The organism is Streptomyces sp. NBC_01689 (assembly GCF_036250675.1).
Classification (GTDB): Bacteria; Actinomycetota; Actinomycetes; order Streptomycetales; family Streptomycetaceae; genus Streptomyces.
In genome coordinates this window covers 6,002,716-6,020,694 of record NZ_CP109592.1, presented here as the reverse complement: position 1 = coordinate 6,020,694, position 17,979 = coordinate 6,002,716, and the positions used below count along the sequence as shown (strand labels likewise).

Annotated in this window: 14 protein-coding genes; 2 read left to right on the top strand and 12 right to left on the bottom strand. The window is 72.5% G+C overall.

From position 1 onward, the window contains the following. Window positions 1–135: 135 nt before the first annotated feature. The gene (locus OG776_RS25615) at window positions 136–711 is read right to left on the bottom strand and encodes a YqgE/AlgH family protein (protein WP_148008646.1); all 576 of its coding nucleotides are present in this window, start codon (window positions 709–711) and stop codon (window positions 136–138) included. A 281-nt stretch (window positions 712–992) separates the two neighbouring features. Between OG776_RS25615 and murA the strand changes: the two genes are divergently transcribed. Continuing rightward, entirely contained in the window at window positions 993–2,339 is a 1,347-nt protein-coding gene (gene murA / locus OG776_RS25610; protein WP_148008647.1) for a UDP-N-acetylglucosamine 1-carboxyvinyltransferase, read from the top strand. A gap of 149 nt (window positions 2,340–2,488) precedes the next feature. On the opposite strand, the gene OG776_RS25605 is transcribed toward murA, so the two are convergent. From OG776_RS25605 to OG776_RS25580, 6 genes are all read right to left on the bottom strand, one after another. Further along, complete coding sequence (locus OG776_RS25605) at window positions 2,489–2,770, bottom strand: HU family DNA-binding protein (protein WP_148008648.1); 282 nt, start codon at window positions 2,768–2,770, stop codon at window positions 2,489–2,491. A gap of 453 nt (window positions 2,771–3,223) precedes the next feature. Further along, window positions 3,224–4,645: an NAD-dependent malic enzyme gene (locus tag OG776_RS25600; RefSeq protein WP_148008649.1), complete on the bottom strand. Its 1,422-nt coding sequence runs from the start codon at window positions 4,643–4,645 to the stop codon at window positions 3,224–3,226. A 501-nt stretch (window positions 4,646–5,146) separates the two neighbouring features. Next, window positions 5,147–7,609, bottom strand: coding sequence for a HelD family protein (locus OG776_RS25595; RefSeq protein ID WP_148008650.1), 2,463 nt, complete (start codon window positions 7,607–7,609; stop codon window positions 5,147–5,149). A gap of 83 nt (window positions 7,610–7,692) precedes the next feature. Then, window positions 7,693–8,472, bottom strand: coding sequence for a zf-HC2 domain-containing protein (locus tag OG776_RS25590; RefSeq protein WP_187285562.1), 780 nt, complete (start codon window positions 8,470–8,472; stop codon window positions 7,693–7,695). Window positions 8,473–8,510: 38 nt separating this feature from the next. Further along, window positions 8,511–9,050, bottom strand: a complete 540-nt coding sequence (locus OG776_RS25585; protein ID WP_148009411.1) for a sigma-70 family RNA polymerase sigma factor — start codon at window positions 9,048–9,050, stop codon at window positions 8,511–8,513. 237 nt (window positions 9,051–9,287) lie between these two features. Continuing rightward, window positions 9,288–9,875: a CGNR zinc finger domain-containing protein gene (locus OG776_RS25580; protein ID WP_148008652.1), complete on the bottom strand. Its 588-nt coding sequence runs from the start codon at window positions 9,873–9,875 to the stop codon at window positions 9,288–9,290. Between the two features lie 201 nt (window positions 9,876–10,076). Here OG776_RS25580 and OG776_RS25575 point away from each other — a divergent pair, with 201 nt between their 5' ends. Beyond that, window positions 10,077–10,640, top strand: a complete 564-nt coding sequence (locus OG776_RS25575) for an anthrone oxygenase family protein (RefSeq protein ID WP_148008653.1) — start codon at window positions 10,077–10,079, stop codon at window positions 10,638–10,640. On the opposite strand, the gene OG776_RS25570 is transcribed toward OG776_RS25575, so the two are convergent. The 5 genes from OG776_RS25570 to OG776_RS25550 form a co-directional block, all read right to left on the bottom strand. Beyond that, window positions 10,571–11,749, bottom strand: coding sequence for a uroporphyrinogen-III synthase (locus tag OG776_RS25570; protein ID WP_148008654.1), 1,179 nt, complete (start codon window positions 11,747–11,749; stop codon window positions 10,571–10,573). The two genes, OG776_RS25575 and OG776_RS25570, sit on opposite strands and share 70 nt — an antisense overlap. Window positions 11,750–11,849: 100 nt before the next feature. Beyond that, on the bottom strand, window positions 11,850–13,229 hold the full coding sequence (locus tag OG776_RS25565) for a nitrate/nitrite transporter (protein ID WP_148008655.1): 1,380 nt from the start codon (window positions 13,227–13,229) through the stop codon (window positions 11,850–11,852). A gap of 186 nt (window positions 13,230–13,415) precedes the next feature. Next, on the bottom strand, window positions 13,416–14,837 hold the full coding sequence (locus tag OG776_RS25560; protein WP_261994481.1) for an acyltransferase family protein: 1,422 nt from the start codon (window positions 14,835–14,837) through the stop codon (window positions 13,416–13,418). Continuing rightward, window positions 14,834–17,050, bottom strand: coding sequence for a glycosyltransferase (locus OG776_RS25555; protein WP_148008656.1), 2,217 nt, complete (start codon window positions 17,048–17,050; stop codon window positions 14,834–14,836). The genes OG776_RS25560 and OG776_RS25555 overlap by 4 nt, the downstream gene beginning before the upstream one ends. Then, window positions 17,050–17,784 carry a hypothetical protein gene (locus OG776_RS25550; RefSeq protein WP_329322583.1) on the bottom strand — a complete coding sequence of 245 codons (735 nt, stop codon included), beginning with the start codon at window positions 17,782–17,784 and terminating at the stop codon, window positions 17,050–17,052. The genes OG776_RS25555 and OG776_RS25550 overlap by 1 nt, the downstream gene beginning before the upstream one ends. Window positions 17,785–17,979 lie beyond the last annotated feature (195 nt).

Below are 17,979 nucleotides of genomic sequence, written 5' to 3'. Positions count from 1 at the left end.
CACAGATGGACGGCGGTGCGGGAAGCGGCCGCGTGTTCCCGGCCGTCCGCCGGGCCGGGGAGCCCGCGCCGGGGGCCGCGCGCGGGGCGGAGGCCCGGGACCGGAACGGGTGGGGGCCGGGTCCGGGCGCCCCCGTCAGTTGAGGGAGGGGTCGTCCGGGTACGTGGCGACCATCGCCAGTTCGTTGCGCTGGCGGCGCAGCACCTCGCGCCACAGCCGTTCCGGGGACGGGGACGACACGTCCCCCGGCTCGGACTCGACCACGTACCAGGCGCCCTCGACCAGTTCGTCCTCCAGCTGGCCGGGGCCCCACCCCGCGTACCCGGCGAAGATCCGCAGGGAACCGAGCGCCGAGGCGAGGAGTTCGGGCGGGGCCTCCAGGTCGACCAGGCCGATCGCGCCGTGCACACGCCGCCAGCCGAGTGGCGCGCGCTCCTCGGACGACAGGCCGCCCGGGATCACCGCGACGCCCAGCGCCGAGTCCAGCGACACCGGACCGCCCTGGAAGACGACCCCGGGCTCGCCGGCGAGATCCGCCCAGGCCTCCAGGATGTCGCTGACATCCACCGGGGTCGGGCGGTTGAGGACGACACCGAGCGAGCCCTCCTCGTCGTGGTCGAGGAGCAGCACCACCGCGCGGTCGAAGTTCGGGTCCGCCAGGGCGGGCGTGGCCACGAGCAGCCGCCCTGTGAGCGAGGACACCTCGGTCATGCCAGACATGATCCCGCATCTTCCCCGCACAGGGGGACCCAATACCCGTAACCGAGTGAATGCAGCTCAGGGCGCAGAGGAGCGCCCCCCGCGCACGGGGGCTCCGGTGACCCGGTGTGTGCGGCACCGAACGGTTCGTGTTGTGGCAAAGCCATGACGTTGTCAGGCGGTACTCGGGCTTACGGAAGGGGGGTGGTCGGCGATTACCCTTGCTGTTCGGCTGCCGCCCGACGGGCCTGCCGACACGCACCCCTGCCCAAACTCTTCGGATCGCGAGACACATGACCGTCAACGGCTCTGACGATGTACTGATTGTCCACGGCGGAACCCCGCTCGAGGGCGAGATCCGTGTCCGCGGTGCGAAGAACCTCGTACCGAAGGCCATGGTCGCCGCCCTGCTGGGCAGCGAGCCGAGCCGACTGCGCAACGTCCCCGACATCCGCGATGTGCGGGTCGTGCGCGGACTGCTGCAGTTGCACGGCGTCACGGTGCGCCCGGGCGAGGAGCCGGGCGAACTGGTGCTCGACCCCTCGCACGTCGAGAGCGCGAACGTCGCGGACATCGACGCGCACGCGGGCTCGTCCCGGATCCCGATCCTCTTCTGCGGTCCGCTGCTGCACCGCCTCGGCCACGCCTTCATCCCGGGCCTCGGCGGCTGCGACATCGGTGGCCGCCCCATCGACTTCCACTTCGAGGTGCTGCGGCAGTTCGGCGCGAAGATCGAGAAGCGGGCGGACGGGCAGTACCTGGAGGCCCCGCAGCGACTGCGCGGCACCAAGATCAAGCTGCCGTACCCGTCCGTGGGCGCCACCGAGCAGGTGCTGCTGACCGCCGTCCTGGCGGAGGGCGTCACGGAGCTCGCGAACGCGGCCGTGGAGCCCGAGATCGAGGACCTCATCTGCGTCCTGCAGAAAATGGGCGCGATCATCGCCATGGACACCGACCGGACGATCCGCATCACCGGTGTGGACTCGCTCGGCGGCTACACCCACGCGGCCCTGCCGGACCGTCTGGAGGCCGCCTCCTGGGCGTCCGCCGCGCTGGCGACGGAGGGCAACATCTACGTCCGGGGCGCCCAGCAGCGCTCGATGATGACGTTCCTGAACACCTACCGCAAGGTGGGCGGCGCGTTCGAGATCGACGACGAGGGCATCCGCTTCTGGCACCCCGGCAGCCAGCTCAAGTCGATCGCGCTGGAGACGGACGTCCACCCGGGCTTCCAGACCGACTGGCAGCAGCCGCTGGTCGTCGCCCTCACGCAGGCCACCGGCCTGTCGATCATCCACGAGACGGTCTACGAGTCCCGCCTCGGATTCACCTCCGCGCTCAACCAGATGGGCGCGCACATCCAGCTCTACCGCGAGTGCCTCGGCGGCTCCGACTGCCGCTTCGGCCAGCGCAACTTCCTGCACTCCGCGGTCGTTTCGGGCCCGACCAAGCTGCAGGGCGCCGACCTGGTCATCCCCGACCTGCGCGGCGGCTTCTCGTACCTGATCGCCGCCCTCGCGGCCCAGGGCACCTCGCGGGTGCACGGCATCGACCTCATCAACCGTGGCTACGAGAACTTCATGGACAAGCTCGTGGAGCTCGGCGCGAAGGTGGAGCTGCCGGGCAAGGCGCTCGGCTGAGAGCGGACGGGCGCGCCGGGCCGGACACCGCCGGACGCGCCCGGCCCGGCCCGCGCGCGAGTACGACGATGGGGCGGCCCCCCGGTGAAGGGGGCCGCCCCATTGGCGTTACCTGGCCTCGTGCGCCGTCCCGTGGCACACGCAGGAACCTACTTGCCCTTGGCCGCTTCCTTGAGCTTGCTGCCCGCGGAGACCTTCACGCTGTAGCCGGCCGGGATCTGGATCGGGTCGCCGGTCTGCGGGTTGCGCGCGGTGCGAGCGGCACGGTGGGTGCGCTCGAAGGTCAGGAAGCCGGGGATGGTGACCTTCTCGTCGCCCTTGGAGACGATCTCGCCGACGGTCTCGGCGAACGCGGCCAGAACGGCGTCGGCGTCCTTGCGGGTCACCTCGGCGCGGTCGGCCAGCGCGGCCACCAGCTCACTGCGGTTCATGTTGTTACTCCCGTGTTCTTCTTGCCGTTGAGGCGTGCCACGCGGCGGAGCCGCATGTCGGATGCGGCGAAGCCGATGCTGCCAGGGTCCTCGGTCGGTCCCCGGACCCGGGTCCGTAGCCAGACCCTCGCGCCCGAAGACGCATCCTGCCCCCACCTGCGGCGGGAAAGCCAATCCGGCACCCCTGGGAGTCACACGAACACCCTTGGGAGTCACACGAAAAGCGCCACTGCCTCAATGTGGTGACGCTCCGTCCGCTCCCGGCAGCGGATCGCAGGGCCTGCGTAGGCCTGAGCCTGGCCGCCACCCTAGAGGGCGCCCGCGGGCCCCGCGTTCCACGACGCGCCGGTGCCGGACCGGCCGTGGCGATCGTCACAGCCGGTGTGCGCACCGGGCGTGGACCGCGTCGGCGGGACATCCGTCCGGCGCGCTCCCGGACCGGCGCGCCGGGGTCTACTCGGCCGCCGACGCCCCCGCCGCCTTCGCGGCGTTGCGCACCGCTCCGGCGACCGCGCCCGCGACCTTGTCGTTGAAGACGCTGGGGATGATGTAGTTCGGGTTCAGCTCGTCCTCGGTCACGACGTCCGCGAGAGCGGCCGCGGCGGCCAGCATCATCTCCGTGTTGACCGTGCGCGACTGGGCGTCCAGCAGACCGCGGAAGACGCCCGGGAACACCAGCACGTTGTTGATCTGGTTGGGGAAGTCGGAGCGGCCGGTGGCGACAACTGCCGCCGTCTGACGGGCGATTGCCGGGTCGACCTCGGGGTCGGGGTTCGCGAGCGCGAACACGATGGCGTCCTCGGCCATCGCGGCCACGTCGTCGCCGTCCAGCACGTTCGGGGCGGAGACGCCGATGAAGACGTCGGCGCCGCGAACGGCCTCCTTCAACGTGCCCGTGAGGCCTTCGGGGTTGGTGTTGTCGGCGATCCAGCGCAGGGCCGAACCGGGCGCCGCGTCGACCAGGTCCGCGCGGTCGGCGTGCACGACGCCGTGGATGTCGGCGACGACCGCGTTCTTGACGCCCGCGGCGATCAGCAGCTTGAGGATGGCGGTACCGGCCGCCCCCGCGCCGGACATGACGACCCGGATGTCCCCGATCGCCTTGCCCGCCACCCGCAGGGCGTTGGTGAGGGCGGCCAGCACGACGATCGCGGTGCCGTGCTGGTCGTCGTGGAAGACGGGGATGTCGAGGGCCTCCCGCAGCCGGGCCTCGATCTCGAAGCAGCGCGGCGCGGAGATGTCCTCCAGGTTGATGCCCGCGAATCCGGGGGCGATGGCCTTGACGATCTCGACGATCGCGTCGGTGTCCTGCGTGTCCAGGCACAGCGGCCAGGCGTCGATGCCGGCGAAGCGCTTGAAGAGGGCCGCCTTGCCCTCCATGACCGGCAGCGCGGCCTTGGGACCGATGTTGCCGAGGCCCAGGACCGCCGATCCGTCCGTCACGACCGCAACGGAGTTGCGCTTGATGGTGAGACGGCGGGCGTCCTCGGGGTTCTCGGCGATCGCCATGCACACCCGGGCCACGCCCGGGGTGTAGATCATCGAGAGGTCGTCACGGTTGCGGATGGGGTGCTTGGACTGCATCTCGATCTTGCCGCCGAGGTGCATCAGGAACGTACGGTCCGAGACCTTGCCGAGGGTGACGCCCTCGATGTGACGCAGCTGCTCCACGATCTCGTCGGCGTGCGACGTGGAGGTCGCCGCGATGGTGACGTCGATCCGGAGCTTCTCGTGACCGGAGGCGGTCACGTCGAGGCCGGTCACCGAGCCTCCGCTGGACTCGACGGCCGTGGTGAGCTGGGAGACCGCTGTTCCGCTCGCGGGCACCTCCAGCCGGACCGTCATCGAGTAGGAGACGCTGGGCGCCGTTGCCATGGCCGACTTCCTCTGCTTTTCACCGTGTACTGCCGTGTCGCGGGTATGCCGTCCGATCGTCGCACCTACCGCGGAGTACGTGGTAGCCGCCCCGGGTTGCGAACGTTTTGGTCGCGAGCGGACGAATTTTTCGGAAAACCGATTCCACCATACGAGAATCACCCTGATGGTGGAAGGGCGGACCGGGGAGGAGCGCGCGCCGCGAAAATGAACTTCCGGGACGGGAATTGCCTTGCGGGGATCCTTTGTTACCGTGGACGTGACACCGGCCCGATCCAAGCCCCCGGGCCCAACCTTCGTCGCTACGAGCGACCACTTGCCGCGAGGCGAGCATGGCGGGTCGGTGTCGTGAACGAGGCGAGAGGCCCACGTCACCCCGGTGACGTGGGCCTCTCGTGTGTGCTCCCGCGGTGCCCGGCCCCGCACCGCCCGGACGGCGGGACGCCCCGGCGCCGGGACACCCGGCGGCGGGACGGCGGGCGCCCGGGCGGCAGGCGGGTCTCAGTCCCGGAGCAGGTCCGGTACGCCGTTCGCGTCCGGCTCGTCCCGCTCACCGGAGACGATGGTCAGCTGCTGCGTCGCCCGGGTCAGCGCGACGTACAGGACGCGCAGGCCCGCCGGCGACTCGTCGGCGATCTCCGCCGGCGAGACGACCACCGTGGCGTCGTACTCCAGCCCCTTCGCCTCCAGGCTGCCGAGCGCCACCACGCGGTCCCCCAGACCCTTGAGCCAGCGGGCGGCCTCCTCGCGCCGGTTCATGGCCACGACGACGCCCACGGTGCCGTCCACCCGCTCCAGGAGGTGCGCGGCCTCGGCGCGCACGGTCTGCGCGAGCGAGTCCTCCACCACGGCGAAGCGCGGCGCCACACCGGTGGAACGGACCGCGGACGGTGCCTCGGCCCCCGGCATGGCGAGGGCGAGGACCCGGGCGGCCAGCTCGGCGATCTCGGCCGGGTTGCGGTAGTTCACGGTCAGCGTGAAACGCCGGCGGGGGCGGCTGCCCAGCGCCTCGTCACGGGCCTGCGCGGCCTCGTCCGGGTCGGACCAGGAGGACTGCGCGGGGTCGCCGACGACGGTCCAGGTGGCGTGCCGCCCGCGCCGGCCCACCATCCGCCACTGCATGGGAGTGAGGTCCTGCGCCTCGTCGAGGATGACGTGCGCGTACTCGGTCCGCTCCTGGGCCAGCCGCTCGGCCCGCTCGCGCTGCGACTCCTCGCGCACGGGCATCAGCTCCTCCAGGCCGGTGAGCTGGTCCAGCGGGTCCAGATCGCGCCGCTTCCGGGGCCGGGCGGGCGCCCCCAGGATCGCCTGGAGTTCGTCGAGCATCGCCACGTCGTGCACGGACAGACCGTCCCGCTTGAGCGAGCGCGCCACCCGGCGCACCTCGCCGGGGTTGAGGATCCGCCGCGCCCAGCGGCCGAGCCGCCGCTCGTCCGCCATCGCCTCCAGCACACCGCGCGGGGTCAGCTCCGGCCACCATGCGTCCAGGAACAGCAGGAAGCTGTCCTCGGAGGCGACGTCCTCGTCGAACGACGAGCGCAGCTCCGCGGCCAGCTCGGGGTCCGAGTGCCGGGTGCCGGCCCCGGACCGCGCCCACAGCGCGTCCAGCAGCAGCCTGCGGGCGCGCGGGCGCAGCAGGTTCACCGGGGCGGTCCCGCTCAGCGCGCTCTGCTTGATGCGGTCCAGCTCGGCGGCCTCCAGTTCCAGCCGCCGTCCGAAGGCGACGACACGCAGCCGTGTCGGCGGCCCGGCGGGGGTCTCCCCGGGGGTGTCCGCGCCGAAGGAGAGCTGCTCCGCGGCGCCCTCGTGGCCGCCGGGACCGCGTCCAAAGCCCCGGTCGGTCCGCCGCGGCCCGGAGTCCTGCCGGGAGCCGCCCGGGCCCTCCAGCGCCCCGCGCGCCGCCTTCCGGAGCACCTTGAGCATGCGGTAGGAGCCCTTGGCGCGGGCGACGGCCGGCGAGTCGTACAGGGTCGCCTCGGCGTCGTCGACGAGGGAGCCGATGGCGCGGATGGCGACCTGGCCCTCCTCGCCGAGGGAGGGCAGCACGCCCTCGGTGTAGGCGACCAGGAGCGGGGTCGGGGAGACGATCAGGATGCCGCCCGCGTAGCGCCGCCGGTCCTGGTACAGGAGGTAGGCGGCGCGGTGCAGGGCGACGGCGGTCTTGCCGGTGCCCGGGCCGCCCTCCACGTAGGTCACGGAGGCGGCGGGCGCCCGGATCACCAGGTCCTGTTCCGCCTGGATCGACGACACGATGTCCCGCATGGTGTGACTGCGGGCCTGGCCGAGGGCGGCCATGAGGGCGCCGTCGCCGATCACCGGGAGCGCCCGGCCGTCCAGGGTGGCCTTGAGCTCCGGCCGCATCAGGTCGTCCTCGACCCCGAGCACCCGGCGCCCCTTGGAACGGATCACCCGGCGCCGGACCACCCGGCCCGGGTCGACGGGCGTCGAGCGGTAGAACGGGGCCGCCGCGGGCGCCCGCCAGTCGATGACGAGCGGCGCGTAGTCCGCGTCCAGCACCCCGATACGGCCGATGTGGAGCGTCTCGGCGATGGAGGCGTGCTGACCGGTCTCGTCGGCGCGGACCGCGCCCTCGGCCGGTTCGACGGCCGTGTAGGCGCCGTCCGGCCCCTTCTTGCCGTCCTTCCCGGGCAGAAGGTCGATACGGCCGAAGAGGAAGTCCTCGAACTCGTTGTTGAGACGGTTGAGGTGGATCCCCGCCCGGAACACCTGGGCGTCACGCTCCGCGAGCGCTCCCGGCGTACCGACCTGGCCGCGCTGGGCGGCGTCGTTCATGAGGAACTCCGCCTCGTGGATCTTCTCCTCGAGGCGCCGGTACACCCGGTCCAGATGGTGCTGCTCGACCCCGATCTCGCGCTCCCGTACGGAGTCGTCCTTGGCGGACTCCTCCGGTACGGAACCGTGGACCGGGCCGAGCGCGGTTTCCTGCTGAGCCTGAGCGGCCACCGGGCCCCCTTCTGACGTGCTGGGCAGCCGTCAACCGTACGCGAAGGGGACCCCGGGAGGCTACGTGCGCGCCCTCGCCCCGCTCACGCCTTCACCTGTACGAGCTGCTCGCCGTCGAAGGTCATGACCTCGAAGTGGTCGATCTGGTTCGGCTTGAAGGCCGCTCCGCCGTGCACGTAGAGCGGGGCTTTCGCCTGTTCCGTCTTCGCGTTCGGCTGGCCGTAGCCCCAGTCCGGGACCGACCAGGAGGTGATCGTCTCGCGCTCGCCGTTCTTGCCGACGGCGATCAGCGAGCACTTGCGCGGTCCGCCGACGTTGGAGAGCTGCAGGACCGCGTGGGTGCCCCAGTCCTTCTGCTCCAGCGCGACGGTCGCCTTGACGTGGGTCTTCGGGTCCGTCGCCGTGACCTTGTCGGACATCGTCTGGAACGCCGCCTTGGCCGGACCGGTGGCCACCGCGGCCGGTGCCTTGGTGCCGCCGTCGCCGCCGACCGCCATCACGGTGAGCGGACCGCCGATGATCAGCGCGGCCGCCGCGGCCACCAGGTACATGCCGCGCCTGCGCTTGACGGCGCGGCGCTGCGCGACCTCGTCGACCAGCCGTTCCGCGAGCCGTGGGCTCGGGCGGGCGGACAGCGACTCGCCGATGGCCGGGGTGCCCTGCGCGGCGGGCAGGTCCGCGAGCGCGGCGAGCATCGGTTCCATCCCGGCGAGCTCGTCGAGCTGCTGGCCGCACCACTCGCAGGTGGCGAGGTGGGCCTCGAAGGCCGTGGCCTCCGTGTCGTCGAGGATGCCGAGGGCGTAGGCGCCGACGGTCTCGTGGATGTTGTCACCCGGGTTCTGCTGTCCCCGTGGTCCCTGCATGGCTCCTGGACCGCCCGTTCCGAATCCCCCGTACGTGTTCATGCCGTCACCCCCCGCTCCTCCAGCGCCAGCTTCATCGAGCGCAGGGCGTAGAACACCCGCGAGCGCACGGTGCCGCTGGGTATGCCGAGCGTTTCGGCCGCTTCATTGACCGTACGCCCTTTGAAGTACGTTTCGACCAGAACCTCCCTGTGGGCAGGGGTCAGGTCGTCCAGCGCGTCCGACAGTGTCATCAGCCACAACGCCTTGTCGATCTCGTCCTCCGCGGGGATGACCTCCAGCGGTGCCGGGTCCACCTCCTGCGGCCGGGCCTGCCGGCTGCGGTGTCCGTCGATGACGATGCGCCGGGCGACCGTCACCAGCCAGGGTCGTACCGAGCCGGTCGCCCGGTTGAGCTGACCGGCGTTCTTCCAGGCACGGATGAGTGTTTCCTGCACGACGTCCTCGGCGCGCTGCCGGTCGCCCGCGACCAGCCGCAGCACGTAGGCGAGCAAGGGACCCGCGTGCTCCCGGTACAGCGCACGCATCAGCTCCTCGTCGGGTTCGCTGTTCGACGAAGCCGACGCGGACGGATTCATGCGATGTCGGGCCCTTGACCTTCGTTCATCAGCCACGGCCGAATCCTTGCGCACGCCTACCTCCGGTGTCCGGGGGTTCCCCCAGTCGGTCGCTCATGACGGGGTACGTGCGGGGTCGGGCCGGTGTTCAAAGAGGCGGCACATATTTCCTGGGGGAGTTGTGAAGATCTCCCCATGACCACTCCGCGCGATCGGGAGATCACGTACGGGTGGGAAAGGGGACTTCGGTGGGCGGATTCACGCTCGGGCGAGCGCGGCCCGTCGCCGGTGCCGGGCCACACGCTCCCGGTTGCCGCACACCTCGCTGGAGCACCATCGTCGGCGCCTGCCACGGGAGGTGTCGAGATAGACGATCGGGCAGTTGTCACCCGCGCATTGTCGCAGGCTCGCGCGCGCCGTCTGATCGGTGAGCAGTTCGAGGGCGTCACGGGCGATCACGGCGAGCAGCCCGGGGCAGTCGGGCGCGGTGTGCAGCGCGCGCCGCAGCGAACCGTCCTCGGCCCGTACGGCCGAGGGGGCCGGCGGGTCGGCGAGGGCCAGCGCGTTGACCCGGGCGAGCGCGGGCTCGGCGGGCCGGCCGTCGAGCTCCCCCCGGACCAACCGGGCCACCTGGGCGCGTAGTTCACGGAAGCCCACGAGCCAGGAGGGATCGGCCGCCGCCAGCGGTGTGCCCGCCGGGACGAGGCCGGACCGGGAGATCCAGACCCGCAGCCGGTCCACCGCGTCGAGCCGTTCCTCCGGGTGCGTGGTCGCCAGCAGGTCCAGGCAGATCCGCCCGGAGTCGAACCGCAACTCGTACGAGGCCGTGGCCATGCCCGATGCCATCCGCCTGTCACCGCCTTGGGGTTACCGCCGTGGGGGGTACCCCCTACAGTGCATGCCCGCGCGCGCCGCCGGAAGACCCGGTACCGGTCGGGCCGCCGACGGACATGGGGCGGGCGCGCGGAGCGCCGGCCGGACGTCCGCGCATGCGGCCGCGCGCCTCGGCCATGTCCCCTTTCCCGCCAGGCCCGTTGACTCGGCCCCATGACAGAGAACAGCACGGGGCGGCCGTCTGCCGCCACAGGTGTCCTGGGTGCGGCGACGGTCGCGTCGGGTCTGGTCGCGGGCGTCTTCTCCATCTTCGCCTGCGCCGTCATGCCCGCACTGGCGCGCAGCGACGACCGCGTCTTCATCCGGGTCATGACGGACATCAACGACGCGATCCAGAACCCGGTGTTCTTCGCGGGCTTCCTGGGCGCGCCGGTCCTCACCGCCGTCTGCGCACGGCGGTCGCGCGGGTCCGGCCGCCGCCGGTGGGTGTGGGCCGCCCTGACCGCCCACGCGCTCGTCCTGCTCGTCACCACGGTGGTGAACGTGCCGCTCAACGACCGCCTCGCGGGCGCGGGCGACCCGGCGCGGATCGCCGACCCGGCGGCCGTGCGCGAGCGGTTCGAGGACACCTGGGTCGCCTGGAACGTCGTACGGGCCCTGCTGTCGACGTCCGCCCTGGTCTGTCTCGTCCGAGCCCTGACGCTCCCTCAATTGCCTGACGGGGTGCGTTCGTCGGCGTACTTGGAGTCGGCGGCGGGGTCGAGGGCCAGCCGGTAGCCGCGTTTGACCACGGTCTGGATGAGTCCGGGGACGCCCAGCGCGCCGCGCAGCCGGGCCATGGCGGTCTCGACGGCGTGCTCGTCCCGTCCGCTGCCCGGCAGCGCCCGCAGGAGTTCGGCCCGCGCCACCACCCAGCCCGGCCGTCTCGCCAGGGCCCGCAGCAGGGACATCCCGGCGGGCGGTACGGGCCGCAGCGCGCCGCCCACCAGCACCGCGTGCCCGCGGATCTCCACGCGGTGGCCGGCGACCGGCAACGTGCGGGCACGGGACGGGAGTTCCTGGCAGAGGAGTTGGACGAGCGGGCCGAGCCGGAACCGTTCGGGCTGGACCGTGGCGACACCGTGGGCCTGCAACGGCAGCGCGGTGACCGGGCCGACGCAGGCGGCCAGCACGTCCTGCCGGAGCGCGGCGAGCAGTTCGGGCAGCAGGCCCCGTCCCTCGGCGCGGGAGAGCAGCGAGGCGGCGGCGGGCGCGCTGGTGAAGGTGAGCGCGTCCAGGCCCCGGGTGACGGTGGCGTCGAGCAGCCGGTCGACGGGGCCGATGTCCTCCGGCGGCATCCACCGGTACACCGGCACCGGCACCACCTCGGCGCCCGCCGCCCGCAGCGACTCCACGAACCCGGGGAGCGGTTCACCGTGCAGCTGTACGGCGATCCGGCGGCCCTCCACGCCCTCCGCCAGAAGCCGGTCGAGGACCTCGGCCATGGACTCGGAGGACGGCGACCACTTCTCGGTGAGTCCCTGGGCCCGTATCGCGCCCTTGACCTTCGGTCCGCGCGCGAGGACCTCGACCCCGCGCAGCCGTCCGAGCAGGCCCTCGCCCAGTCCCCAGCCGTCCGCGGCCTCGATCCAGCCGCGGAAGCCGATGGCGGTCGTGGCCACCACGACGTCCGGGGCGTGGCCGATCAGTTCCTCGGTGGCGGCGAGCAGTTCGCCGTCGTCGGCGAGCGGCACGATGCGCAGGGCGGGGGCGTGCTGGACACAGGCGCCGCGCCGCTGGAGCAGCGCGCCGAGTTCGTCGGCCCGCCGTGCGGCCGTCACGCCCACGGTGAACCCCGAGAGGGGGCCGTGGTCGGGTGGTCCGGTTCGCTGCTGTTCCTCGTACATGGGTCTCGTCTCACGCTGGAGTCCTCGTGCGCCTGCGGCCGCCCGAGCCTGTCAACGCCCCGTGACAGGCCCGGTTCCCGGTGATGTCACCCGTGTTACGTCAGACCTCGGCGTAGGCCGGCCCCGGCTGCGGCTCCGCGGCCGCGACGGTACGGCTCCGGGGCGCGGTCCCGCGAAGGTATACGGCCCAGGTGACCGCGAAGCACAGCCCGTAGAAGGCGAGGAAGGCGACGAAGGCGCCGGTGCCGGAGCCGCGGGTGAGGAAGGACTGCCGCAGGGCGAGGTTGATGCCGACGCCGCCGAGCGCGCCCACCGCGCCGATGAGTCCCATGGAGGCCCCGGACAGCCGCCGCCCGTAGGAGGAGGCCTCCTCCCCGCGCAGGCCGCGGGCGACCGCCTTGGCCTGGAAGATCCCCGGGATCATCTTGTACGTCGAGCCGTTGCCGAGGCCGGTGAGCACGAACAGCGCGATGAAGGCGGCGGTGAACAGCGGCAGCGACCTCTGGACCGAGGCGGCCACGACGGCACCGGTCGCGCCGGCCATGGCGACGAAGTTCCACAGCGTGATCCGCGCCCCGCCGTACCGGTCGGCGAGCCGCCCGCCGACCGGGCGGATCAGCGAACCGAGCAGCGGCCCGACGAAGGTGACGCAGGCCGCCTGCAGGGGCGTACGCCCGAACTCGCTCTGGAGCACCTGCCCGAAGGCGAACCCGTAGCCGATGAACGACCCGAAGGTGCCGGTGTAGAGGAAGGCCATGATCCAGGTGTGGGCGTCCTTCACGGCGTCCCGGGCGGCCCCGGTGTCGTTGCGCACGGACGCGATGTTGTCCATGTGGACGGCGGCGAGCGCGGCGGCGACGAGGACGAGCGGGATGTAGACGCCGAGCAGCACGCGGGGCCCGCCGTGCGCGCCGATGATCGCGAGCGCCACGAGTTGGATGACGGGCACGCCGAGGTTGCCGCCGCCCGCGTTGAGACCGAGCGCCCAGCCCTTGCGGCGCAGCGGGAAGAACGCGTTGATGTTGGTCATGCTGGAGGCGAAGTTGCCGCCGCCGACACCGGCGAGCAGACCGACCAGCAGGAAGGTCGTGAAGGAGGTGCCCGGCTCCATCACCACGAACGCGGCGACGGTCGGTACGAGCAGCAGGCACGCGGAGACGATCGTCCAGTTCCTGCCGCCGAAGACCGCCACCGCGTAGGTGTACGGCACCCGCACCACGGCCCCGACCAGCGTCACCACCGAGGTGAGCAGGAACTTGTCGGCGGGGGTGAGCCCGTACTCGGGTCCCATGAAGAGCACCATGACCGACCACAGGGTCCACACCGAGAAGCCGATGTGTTCGCAGAGCACGGACAGGAGCAGGTTGCGCCGGGCGATCCGCGCTCCCTTCTCCCTCCAGAAGGTCTCGTCCTCTGGGTCCCACTCCTCGATCCAGCGGCCTCCCCTGTTCCGGGCGGGGGCTGCGCTCGGGACTGTCATGACGCCTCCACGGTTCTCCGGTGCGGTGCCCAGGCGTCGGCCGACGACCTGCTCGGTCCCGAAGGTAGGAAGGACGCGTTTCCGGGCTGTGGCCGCGGGTGACCGGAGCGGAACGTTGCTCTCACCTCGGCGCGGGGGCGACGGTGAGGTGCCCCTTCCCGGCGTACGGGCAGCCCACGCCCGGCCCTACGCGCGGTGGCCGCTCCGTGAGGGCGCGCGGGACGGGCTCCGGTGGCCGCCCCGCGAGGTGCCGCGCGCCGGTCCGTCCGGCCACAGCCGTGGGGCGCGCTTCGCCGCGAGGTCCTCGATCCAGCCGAAGGCCAGCACGGCCAGCGCCGTCAGCGGCCACACCAGGACGAACGTCCAGAGCGTGTACGTCGCGTCCAGCGCGGCCGTCGCACCGTCGCCGTCCATGAACGGCAGGTCGTACATCCGGTCGACGATCGGGAACGTGGCCATGATCAGCACGTTGTGCCACAGATAGATGGTGACCGCGCGGTTGTTGGACAGCGTCACCGCCTTGTCCCACCTGGCCAGGCGGCCCGGCAGTTCCCTCCAGGACGGGCTGTACTGGAGCAGGATCACCACGAAGCCGAAGGACCACAGCGCGTCGGCCAGCGGGATGTCGTTCAGGTCCCAGCCCTCGGGTCCCAGATGGCCCGAGGCCCACCAGAGGGCGAAGGCCATCACCGCCGTCGAGCCCGAGATCGCGAGATAGCGGGGGACCTTGGTGAGCATCCCCTCGTGGTGGGCGAACCCGAGGACCCAGCAGCCGCCGTAGACCGCGAAGTCGGTGACCGCGTTGCCCGTCTCGCCGGGAAGCGTGACCAGCCCGGTGCCGACCACCGCCGTCAGCGCGAGCGGGGCGAGCAGGGTCGCCCACGGGACGCGGCGGAACGCCCACAGCAGAAGCGGGGACGCGACGACGAACCACAGGTAGGCACGCAGGTACCAGAGCGGGCCCGCGGCCTGTTCCGCCCAGGTCGCGTCCAGCAGCCCGGAGTCGGAGCCGAGGTGTGCGGGATAGGGCGGGGCGCCGACCGGGAGGAGGTAGTTGAGGACGTCGGCGACGCCCCACACCCCGCCGCCGGTGTCCGGGTCGCGCGCGGGGTTCCAGCCGCCCGAGAACATCAGGACCAGCACGACCGCGCCGAAGGCCCAGAGCGGGGGCAGCAGACGGCGCACGCGTCCGCGGATCACGCTCCGCGCCGGCCGGCTCAGCGACCGGGCCATCAGCGAGCCCGCCAGCGCGAACATCACACCCATGGAGGGGAACAGCACCGACAGCCACGCCCACCCGAAGAGGTGGTAGACGATCACCCGCACCAGGGCGATCGAGCGCAGCAGGTCGAGGTAGCGGTCACGGCCCGGCTTACCGGCCCCGGCCGCCTCCGCCGGTGCGGACACCGCGGCGGGCGCCGGCACCTCCGGCGACGCCGACGCGCCCGCCCGTCCGGACGGCTCGGGTCCGTACGGCTCCACCGGCCCGGACGGCTCCGGTCCCGACGGCTCCCCCGACGGCTCCCGTCCCGACGGCTCCCGTCCGGTGCCGACATGGGCGGCACCCGGCGGTGGGGTCGCCCCCGCCGTGTACTCGTGCGTCGTCATCCGACCGGCCTCCGGTCCTTCTCGTTCTCGCTCTGCGCGTTGCGCTGCCTCGGGATCGCCCCCGGCGCCTCCACCACGCCCGTCCGCCGGAGTTTCTGCCAGCGCAGCCGGCCTCCGGTGAGAGCGGTGATCCAGGACTGGATCAGGACCATGTACATCAACTGCCGGTAGAGGATCTGCTGGAGCGGGAGCGACACGAGGTGGGTCATGCGCTCGCGGTCGAGCCGGAAGGCGTACGCCGCGCAGACCGCCTGGACGCCGAGGACACCGAGCCAGGCGACGAGCGTCCTCTGCGTCGGCCCGAACACCACGCCGTAGAGCAGGAAGACATCGATCAGCGGGGCGAGCAGCGGGGCCAGCACCATGAACAGTGCGACCAGGGGCAGGCCCACCCGTCCGAAGCGGCCCGAGGGGCCCTTCTCCACGACGGCTCTGCGGTGCTTCCAGATCGCCTGCATCGTGCCGTACGACCAGCGGTAGCGCTGGGACCAGAGCTGCTGCACGGACTCCGGGGCCTCGGTCCAGGCGCGCGCCTTCTCCGCGTACACCACCCGCCAGCCGTCGCGGTGCAGGGCCATCGTGATGTCGGTGTCCTCGGCGAGCGTGTCGTCGCTCATGCCGCCGACCCGCTCCAGGGCGGACCGGCGGAAGGCGCCGACCGCTCCGGGGATGGTCGGCATGCAGCGCAGGATGTCGTACATCCTGCGGTCGAGGTTGAAGCCCATCACGTACTCGATGTGCTGCCAGGCCCCGATGAGGCTGTCGCGGTTGCCGACCTTCGCGTTGCCGGCGACCGCGCCGACGCCCGGGTCGGCGAAGGGCTGCACCAGTTCACCGACGGTGGCCGGTTCGAAGACGGTGTCGCCGTCCATCATCACGACGATGTCGTGGCGGGCGTTGGCCACGCCCCGGTTGAGGGCCGCGGGTTTGCCCGCGTTGAGCTGGCGCACGACGCGGACGTTCGGCAGCCGCAGGTCCTCGACGATCCGCGCCGTGCCGTCGCTCGAACCGTCGTCGACGACCACGACCTCGACGGGGTGCTCGCTCGCCATGAGGGAACGGACCGTGTTCTCGATGCACTTGGCCTCGTTGTACGCCGGCACGAGCACCGACACCGGTTCGGTGACCGGGACCGGACCCCAGCGGAAGCCGTCGCGGCGCACCCGGCGCGCGTGTGCGGCGGAGAGCACGAGCATCATCCCGAAGCGGGTGAAGACCAGGACCCCGATGACGGCGATACCGGCGACCAGGACGTCGGCGACGTCGTCGGAGGCCCCCACCAGATGGATCCAGGCCCTGCCCTTCCACAGGTCGAGGCCGGTGACCGGGGTGTGCGCGCTGGGGGCGTCGAGCGCCTGCGTGAGGTTCTGGAACTCGTAGCCCCGCCGCTGCAGTTCGGGCAGGAACCTGTCGAGCGCCGCCACCGTCTGGTGCCGGTCACCGCCCGAGTCGTGCATGAGGACGATCGCGCCCTTGCCGCCCCTGGGGGTGGCGCGGCGGATGATCTCGTCGACGCCGGGCTTCTTCCAGTCCTCGCTGTCGGTGTTGTTGACGACGGTGATGTAACCGCGGGACCCGATGTACTTCGTCACCGGCCAGGACCGGTTGTCCATGGCGTCGGCGAAGGAGGAGTACGGGGGGCGGAAGAGGGAGGTCCGGATGCCCGCCGCGCCCTCCAGTACCAGCTGGCTCTGGGACAGCTCCCAGTCGATGCGTTCCTTCGACTGGTAGGAGAGGTCGGGGTGGTTGAAGGTGTGCAGGCCCACCTCGTTCCCCTCCTCGACCATGCGCCGCACCAGTTCCGGATAGCGCGAGGCCATGGTGCCGGTGACGAAGAAGACGCCGTGCGCGTGGTGCTTCTTGAGGACGTCGAGGACCTTGGGCGTCCACTTCGGGTCCGGCCCGTCGTCGAAGGTGAGGACGATCCGGTGGTCGGGGACGCCGAGACTGGTCGTGCGGCCGTTGCGGGTGTCGATGACCGGGCCGCCGTCGAGGATCTTCTCGGGCACCTTGTCGGTCGCGGCCTCGGGCCTGATCCGGTGGTCGGCGAGTATCTCGCTGTGGACGTAGCCGCGCAGCATCAGCATCGCGAGCAGGGTGACCAGGAGCAGCGAGGGGAGCAGGAAGCGCATCGGCAGCCGTCGGCGCCGGGCGTCGGGGACCGGGCGCCGCGCACCGGGAGCGGACCCGGGTGCGCTGGTACGGGAGGCCATCAGAGGAGGTTCTCCGGGAGCGGGGTGCCGGCCGTGCCGGGCGCCGAGGCGAAGGGGTGCGGCGCGGCGGGGCCGTCCGCGACGGTTCCGCCGGCGCCGACCGGACTCTCCGAGGGGCTCGTGGAGGGGCCCGTCGAGAGGGTGGGCGCGGGAGGGCTGGACGCCGGCGGGGACGGGGGGACCACCGGGTCCTCGGTGCCGCCGGCGCTCGGCTCCGGCTTGCCGCTCGGGGACGCCGGGGGTTCGGAGCGGGCGGGCGTGCCCGACGGAGTGGCGCGGCCCGAGGCGGCGCGCGTCGGCGCCACGTCCGAGGTGGGCCCGGTGCCGCCGCCGGCCGCCGTGCTCGCGACGGGCGCGCCGCCGCTCGCGCCGGAGGGTTTCACCGAGTCGGTGGGCAGCGGTGAGGTGTGGACCTGGCCCGCCGGCGGGTCGTCCTCCTGGCCGGGCACCGGCAGCCAGGGCGCCTCGGAGTTGCCCGACAGCAGGGTGGCGACGATGACCACGGCGTACACGGCGCAGGCGACGCCGACCAGGATGCCGAGGCGGCGGAATCTGCGGCTGCGGCGTCCCGACGCGTCGACGAAGACCGGGGCGTCGGAACCGTCCGCGCCGACCGGGCCGCCGGACGCGCCCGGGGCGTCCCCGGTGCGGCCGGCGGTCCCGCCCTCCAGCCGCCGTCCGGTGCCGTCGAGCTGGACGGTCACCTCGTGGGGATCGTGGGTGTGGTCCGGCACCCCGGGCCGCTCCCAGGGAACGGAACCGGCGGGGCCGACGGCGGTACGGGGGCCGTCGTCCGGCGCGTCTCCGGCGGGACGGCCGTGCCCCGCGTCTACGGCAAGGCGTCGGCTCGCGTCGGCGGCACGGTCCGTGCCGGCCCGTCGAGCGGCCGTGACGCGACCCCCCGGTACCTCGGGCCAGCCGCTTCCCGC

Coding starts and splice junctions, on each gene's coding strand:
- OG776_RS25585 (WP_148009411.1), bottom strand. CDS start 9,050: ATGAATCCGTCCGCGTCGGCTTCGTCGAACAGCGAACCCGACGAGGAG.
- OG776_RS25570 (WP_148008654.1), bottom strand. CDS start 11,749: ATGTACGAGGAACAGCAGCGAACCGGACCACCCGACCACGGCCCCCTC.
- OG776_RS25600 (WP_148008649.1), bottom strand. CDS start 4,645: ATGGCAACGGCGCCCAGCGTCTCCTACTCGATGACGGTCCGGCTGGAG.
- OG776_RS25555 (WP_148008656.1), bottom strand. CDS start 17,050: ATGGCCTCCCGTACCAGCGCACCCGGGTCCGCTCCCGGTGCGCGGCGC.
- OG776_RS25580 (WP_148008652.1), bottom strand. CDS start 9,875: ATGGCATCGGGCATGGCCACGGCCTCGTACGAGTTGCGGTTCGACTCC.
- murA (WP_148008647.1), top strand. CDS start 993: ATGACCGTCAACGGCTCTGACGATGTACTGATTGTCCACGGCGGAACC.
- OG776_RS25605 (WP_148008648.1), bottom strand. CDS start 2,770: ATGAACCGCAGTGAGCTGGTGGCCGCGCTGGCCGACCGCGCCGAGGTG.
- OG776_RS25590 (WP_187285562.1), bottom strand. CDS start 8,472: ATGCAGGGACCACGGGGACAGCAGAACCCGGGTGACAACATCCACGAG.
- OG776_RS25565 (WP_148008655.1), bottom strand. CDS start 13,229: ATGACAGTCCCGAGCGCAGCCCCCGCCCGGAACAGGGGAGGCCGCTGG.
- OG776_RS25560 (WP_261994481.1), bottom strand. CDS start 14,837: ATGACGACGCACGAGTACACGGCGGGGGCGACCCCACCGCCGGGTGCC.
- OG776_RS25615 (WP_148008646.1), bottom strand. CDS start 711: ATGACCGAGGTGTCCTCGCTCACAGGGCGGCTGCTCGTGGCCACGCCC.
- OG776_RS25575 (WP_148008653.1), top strand. CDS start 10,077: ATGACAGAGAACAGCACGGGGCGGCCGTCTGCCGCCACAGGTGTCCTG.